Source organism: uncultured Gulosibacter sp., assembly GCF_963509965.1.
In the GTDB taxonomy this organism is placed as follows: Bacteria; Actinomycetota; Actinomycetes; order Actinomycetales; family Microbacteriaceae; genus Gulosibacter.
Map to the genome: position 1 here is coordinate 89,598 of NZ_CAUPDE010000008.1, position 6,000 is coordinate 95,597.

The 6,000-nt window shown below is 60.9% G+C and carries 5 protein-coding genes; 2 read left to right on the forward strand and 3 right to left on the reverse strand.

Going from position 1 to position 6,000, the window contains the following annotated elements:
- Positions 1-110 precede the first annotated feature (110 nt).
- The 3 genes from RQ865_RS06650 to RQ865_RS06660 all read right to left on the reverse strand — a co-directional run bounded on the left by RQ865_RS06650 (position 111) and on the right by RQ865_RS06660 (position 4,895).
- Entirely contained in the window at positions 111-1,235 is a 1,125-nt protein-coding gene (locus RQ865_RS06650) for a DMT family transporter (RefSeq protein ID WP_311478352.1), read from the reverse strand.
- A 43-nt stretch (positions 1,236-1,278) separates the two neighbouring features.
- Positions 1,279-2,400 (reverse strand): FAD-dependent oxidoreductase, encoded by a 1,122-nt coding sequence (locus tag RQ865_RS06655; protein WP_311478354.1) that lies wholly within the window; start codon positions 2,398-2,400, stop codon positions 1,279-1,281.
- A gap of 119 nt (positions 2,401-2,519) precedes the next feature.
- A complete protein-coding gene (locus tag RQ865_RS06660) occupies positions 2,520-4,895 on the reverse strand; it encodes a UvrD-helicase domain-containing protein (protein WP_311478355.1) in 2,376 nt (791 codons plus the stop codon).
- A gap of 184 nt (positions 4,896-5,079) precedes the next feature.
- On the opposite strand from RQ865_RS06660, the gene RQ865_RS06665 reads away from it, so the two are divergent.
- Both RQ865_RS06665 and RQ865_RS06670 read left to right on the forward strand, forming a co-directional pair.
- Positions 5,080-5,322 carry a hypothetical protein gene (locus tag RQ865_RS06665; RefSeq protein WP_311478356.1) on the forward strand — a complete coding sequence of 81 codons (243 nt, stop codon included), beginning with the start codon at positions 5,080-5,082 and terminating at the stop codon, positions 5,320-5,322.
- Entirely contained in the window at positions 5,322-5,960 is a 639-nt protein-coding gene (locus RQ865_RS06670; protein WP_311478358.1) for a Fic family protein, read from the forward strand. Before RQ865_RS06665 ends, RQ865_RS06670 begins: the two co-directional genes overlap by 1 nt.
- The last annotated feature ends 40 nt before the right edge of the window (positions 5,961-6,000 follow it).

A 6,000-nucleotide genomic window follows, 5' to 3' on the forward strand; every position in this document is an offset into this window, starting at 1 on the left:
CACCATGGTGAGACGGCACGCATCCAGTCTCGAAGTCTAACGCCCCCAACCTTACGGTCAGTTTTATGCTCGGATACATTTCACAGCTGCCGAGCGACTGCCCACAAGCGTTACTTTCGAGCATCCCCGCCCTCGATAGTGGGTTGTGGCAGCGTCGGCGCGACCGACTGATCGACGCCGCCGGCGAGTGTCGAATCATCACGAATAACCGGGATGCTGGCGGTAATTGGCTCCGCTTCTTCCAGCTCACGCAACACCTCGAACTCTTCGTCATTGAGCGGCAGCGTAATCGGTGCGGTAACCGGGCCGAGCGGCGCCTCGACGGTGACGGTATCGGGGGCCAAACGCACACACACCACACCACCAACAACCAGCACCGCACCGATGAGCTGGCTGGACGTTGGCAGCTCAGCAAGCAAGATCGCCGAGACACCGATCGCCGCGAGCACTTCAAGGATCCCGAAAAATGAAGCCAGCCGCGAGCCAAGAATCTTCGCCGCAGCCACGCCACCGAGATAGCCACCGACAGTACCGACGAGCACCACCACGAGCATCGGTATCCACCACGGAGCCGGCTGGTTAAACAGCTCGACCGTGCCAAAAGTGAATTTCAGCGGCGCCAAACCGATAACACCGACAGTGCCGGTGGCCAAAGCAGCCACAACCAAACCACCGCCGATGAGCGCGGTCGGCGGCAAATCATCCGGAATAGCTGCCGCAATCAGGTAGTAGCCACACACCGCGAGCATCGCCAGCGTGGCAAACAAGATCCCGATCGGGTCGATCCCCTCCCCCGAACCGAAAACGTCCAGGGCGAACACGAGCCCGAGCACCGACAGCACCGAGCCGATCAACGAAAGCGAAGCGGGCCGATACTTCGTGTACCCCCACGCCGCCATCAGCATCAAAACCGGCGACAAATACTGAATCAGCAATGCCATTCCCACCGGCATTCTGGCCACGGCCGAATAGTAAAATAGCTGAGCCGCAGCCAACGCGATCACGCCGTAGCCAATGATCCAGCGCCAACGCCGCCACCACACGCTCAAGTCGATGCGTGTCTGCCACAGCGCAACCGGCATTACCACCAGCGCGGCCGCAGCCAAACGCATCACAACCACCGCGTTTGGTGACCAACCGGCGAGCATCAACGGTTTCGCGAAGGGGCCCGACCCTGAAAAAGCAATCGCGGTCAACACCGCAATAACCATCCCCGTGTTCCGACTGCGCGACACGGCACCTCCTACGTTTTCGCAGCTATGACCGATCTGAATGCGGTTAGTTATCGAACCGAGCCAATTGAAAATCGGGGTTAAGCGAGATCTCGTCGAAGAACACCCGGGCAATATATTCACCGATGGCATTCGCCATCTTGAAACCCTTCCCCGAAAATGCGGTGGCCGCAAAGATGCGCTGATCATTATCAACAAAGTCGAGGATGAACCGTTTATCGTGCGCATACAGTTCGGGATAGATCGCGGTGCGTACCGGCAGCGGATGCATCCCGTTCAGCACCCGCGGAATCCCGGCCTCACAGGCGAGCAAATCGTCACGAGTGACGAACTGGTCGTAGGTGAGCCCGGTGAACTCGGCTGGGCGTCGCTCGGTGAGCCCCGAAACTTTCACGTGCAAACCGTCGAGCGAGGGCGCGCCGTAGGCGTGAAAACCGGCACCCTCGCGGATGAACACGGGCATCCTGCCGGCACGGAAAAGTTCGGGGTCATCGGCCTGGAACCAGGTCATGATCTGCAGCTCGGGGCTGGCGACCGTCGCGAGCTGTGGCAAGATTTGCACCGTGCGAGCACCGGCAGCAACGATGACGCGGTTAAACAGCCAAGCGCCCGATTCGGTGTGCACCACCACCCCGTCACCGTGCCGCTCGATACGGCGCACTGGATTTTCGATGACCGTCGCCCCAAGATCGAGGGCGCGGTCGGCCGCATCCCGCACCACCAGGTCGGTGCGCACAAAACCGCCATCGGGATCGAAATAGCCGATATCGCCGTGCGCCTGCGCAAATTGCGGAAATCGTGCGGCAATCTCATCCGGGTCGAGCGCCTCATACGCCACATCGAACTGGTCGGCGTAGGTTTCGAGGTCGTAGGCGTACATCGACCCTCGGGGCACAATCGTGAGCGCCCCGCACTGCACAAACGAGCCGGCAAGCCGCTGGGATGACTCTTGCCACAGCTGCAGCGACCGCTCGATCAGTTGGCGGTAGGCCGCACCCTCACGATAGAGGCGGCGAAATAGGCGGGTTTCACCACCCACAGCCGAAAGGTCATTACCAACGCCGAACGCTTCAAACCCGACGACATCGGCTCCGCGTTTCACCAGTTCGTAGAGCGCGAACGCGCCGATTGAGCCGAGCCCAATTACTCCCACACGCGCCGACCGCATGCTGACCTACTCTCTTACTGCTCCCCGTGCGAATACGCACTCGATCTGCATATTTGCGTGACATATCAATCAAACCACCACCGCGTCGGTTGGTGGTGATCTGCGGCACGGCTACACGCCTAGAGCTTTTCAAGCGGCGCGATCTTAACGAGCAACTTTTTGCGCCCGGCCTCGTCGAAGTCGATTTCGGCGAGGCGTTTGGGGCCCGCCCCGAGCACTGCGCGTACCGTGCCCTCACCAAAGTCGGTGTGTTTCACGCGGTCACCCGCTGCGAGTTCGAGAGCCGAGTTGTCGCGCACTGCCCCGGTCACTCGGTTCGCGAACCGCTGATTTTCGCGAGTGGGTTTGAACGTTCCCTTGAGCCCGCGGCCTGCGGGTAGCCGTTCTGGGCCGCGCGACCGAACTGCGCCCCCGCCGAAGCCGCTGCTGCCAAGCTGTCGGTTTTGCGGCATCCCCGGCGGTTGACGCCAATCAACCAGCGCATCCGGAATCTCCTGCAAAAAACGACTCGGCAGCGATGGCGCCGACTCACCAAAAGTGGTGCGCTGCATCGCCAGCGTCAGATGCAGCAACTTGCGGGCACGGGTGATGCCCACATAGAACAGACGTCGTTCTTCGGCAAGACCACCGGGTTCGTCGACACTCATCCGGTGTGGCAACAGCTGTTCTTCAATGCCGGTGATGAACACCACATCGAACTCGAGCCCCTTCGCAGTGTGCAGGGTCATGAGCGACACCACACCCGATTCATCGTCGATCTCATCGGCTGCGGCCACCAGCGCCACCTCGGTGAGAAAGTCGACGAGGGTGCCTTCCGGATGCTGTTTGTCGAACTCTTTCGCAACGCCAACAAGTTCTTCGACGTTCTCGGCACGCGCCTCATCCTGCGGGTTTCCCGTGGCACGCAGCTTGTCGACATAGCCGATGTCTCGCAGCAGGTTCGCGAGCAGCTGCGAAACCGGAATCGGCCCCTGCGGTCGATCGGGGTCGATAGCCGCCCCTGCCCGGTCAAGAATCTCGGCGAGCTCGATAATCGTTCGGGTCACCTTCGGCCCGAGCCCCAGCTCACTGGCACGGCTCATCGCCTCGCGGAAGGTGATGTCATGTGCCTGCGCGAAGTTCGAGATCGCGGTCTCGGTGGCGGGCCCGATCGATCGTTTCGGTGAGTTAATAATGCGCCGCACCGAGAGCTCATCGGCGGGGTTGGCGATCGTGAGCAGATACGCCACGATATCTTTCACTTCGGCGCGCTCATAGAACTTCGTGCCGCCAATGAGCTTGTACGGCACGGCCGAACGGATCAAGATTTCTTCGAGCGCACGGGTCTGTGCGTTCGTGCGATAGAACACCGCCATATCGCCGAAGCGATACCCCTCATCACGCAACTTGTGAATCTCGTCGGCGATGAACTGCGCCTCATCGTGCGCCGAAAAACCGGTGTAGCCAACAATTTTTGCGCCAGTTCCAGCGGTGGTGAACAGGTTTTTATCGCGCCGGTCGAAGTTGTTGCCGATCACCGCGTTCGCCGCGTCAAGAATGTTCTGTGTTGAGCGATAGTTCTGTTCGAGCAACACCACCCTGGCACCGGGGAAGTCTTGCTCGAACTCGGTGATATTGCGAATATCCGCGCCGCGGAATGCGTAAATCGACTGGTCTGAGTCACCCACAACCGTGAGCGATGCCGGTGGTAGCGAACCGTCGGAGTCAAGCTCGATGCGAGTATCGGCCGGTACGTGTTCGGCTTCGGTGCGGCGCGTGAGTTCACGGATGAGCGCGTACTGGGCATGGTTCGTGTCTTGATACTCATCCACCAGCACGTGCCGGAAACGGCGTCGGTACAGGGCCGCAACCTCGGGAAAGCTGCGGAACATCCACACCGTCTCGCTAATCAAGTCGTCAAAATCAAACGCCTTATTACGCTGCAATTCACGCTGATAGCGGCGATAGATTTCGAGGATGAGCGTATCGCGCGGGTTGCTGCCGTCGATGCTGCGCGCGAAACCGTCCGGGTCGATGAGTTCGTTTTTCAGACCCGAGATTCGGTTCAGCGCGGCCGCCGGGGTGACGCCCAGCGACTCAGCCTCGAGCGCTTTTACGATCTGTTTCATGAGCGCCTTCGAGTCGGCGGCGTCATAGATGGTGAACCCCTGCGGATACCCAAATCGCGGTGCTTCGCGGCGCAGGATGCGCACGCAGGCCGAGTGGAAGGTTGACACCCACATCCCCTCAACCGCTTCGCCGAGGAGCTGGCCGATACGCTCACGCATCTCGGCGGCGGCCTTATTCGTAAAGGTGATCGCCAATATCTGGCTCGGCCAGGCCTCACGGGTGGCGATCAGACCGGCGATGCGGTGGGTCAACACGCGAGTCTTGCCAGAACCGGCCCCGGCAATGATGAGCATCGCATCGCCTCGGTACTCGACCGCCTCACGCTGAGGTGGGTTGAGACCGTCGACCAGATGCGAGGGAACTTCGGGAGCAAACAGGTTGAACATGTCTCGTAAACCCTATCCGCAACCTCCGACACAATCCCTAGGCGTCGAGCGCAATATCTGCCAGCCACGTCTGTGTCTCGTCCCATTACACCCCGCAAAACCGCAGGGGTAACGGTCTCGTTTCGTCCGATATTTGAGTTTCAACCCCAACGGTAGAGTAAATAGGAGACCAGGAGGGAACCCTATGGCCGCTACCAAGTTCAACGTCGAGGCGCGCTGGCCCGAGCTGTTTGCGAATCTCAGCGCAGCCGACCGTGAGATCGTTGTGAACGCCCTCGCGTCGAGTTGGCACGAGGGCTGGGTGCCGAACCGCGAGGATGTCAAAAACCTCACCGACCTGATGCGCGGCGCGATAGATGAGGCGGAGTACGACCGCCGCGCGGCGGCCTCCGTCGAGCGCGCTCACGCCCTCGCTGCCGCTGGCTAATGACCGCACGCTTCGATTCCTGGGATTCATATTTTTGGGAACCGGGCGGCCCCGTCCTACGCAACCTCTACGGTTTGCGCGACGGGGCCGACCTGTCGCGGCGGGAGTACGCGGAAACCGCTAAGCAGCAGGCGTTCATCGAGCGCGGCGCCATCGTGATCCCCCGCACCTACGACGCCGAGCACCTGCGGGCGATCCACCGCGCGCTGTTCAAGAACGTCTACGAGTGGGCGGGAGAATATCGCACCGTGGGCATTTACAAACCACCGCTTGAATTCGCTCACCCCGACGAAATCGGCCGTTACCTGGACGACGTTTCACGCCTCGTACGCGGCGCGGAATGGCCGCAGCTGGATCGGATGCAATTCGCGAAGGCGGCCGCCGAAGTGTTCGCCCACATCAACCAGGCGCACCCGTTCCGCGAAGGCAACGGCCGGGTCGGAAAACTGTTCATGCAGCACGTCTCGGCACTCAGCGGCTTCAAGCTCGATTACAACCCGGAGTGCACCGGCATCACAACCGAAGTGTGGATCAATGCCTGTGCACTGTCGCGACCCGATATCGGCAGCTACCGGCCCGTTCCGGACAGCCTCGTGCCGGTGTTTGAGCATTTGGCAGTGCCGCGACACAATCCCTAGGCGCCGAGCGCGGCAATGGCGCCGGCCGGATCATCACAGA

Bases quoted from the DNA above. Each gene is read 5' to 3' on its own strand.
- RQ865_RS06655 (WP_311478354.1), bottom strand. From the start codon at position 2,400: ATGCGGTCGGCGCGTGTGGGAGTAATTGGGCTCGGCTCAATCGGCGCG.
- RQ865_RS06660 (WP_311478355.1), bottom strand. From the start codon at position 4,895: ATGTTCAACCTGTTTGCTCCCGAAGTTCCCTCGCATCTGGTCGACGGT.
- RQ865_RS06665 (WP_311478356.1), top strand. From the start codon at position 5,080: ATGGCCGCTACCAAGTTCAACGTCGAGGCGCGCTGGCCCGAGCTGTTT.
- RQ865_RS06670 (WP_311478358.1), top strand. From the start codon at position 5,322: ATGACCGCACGCTTCGATTCCTGGGATTCATATTTTTGGGAACCGGGC.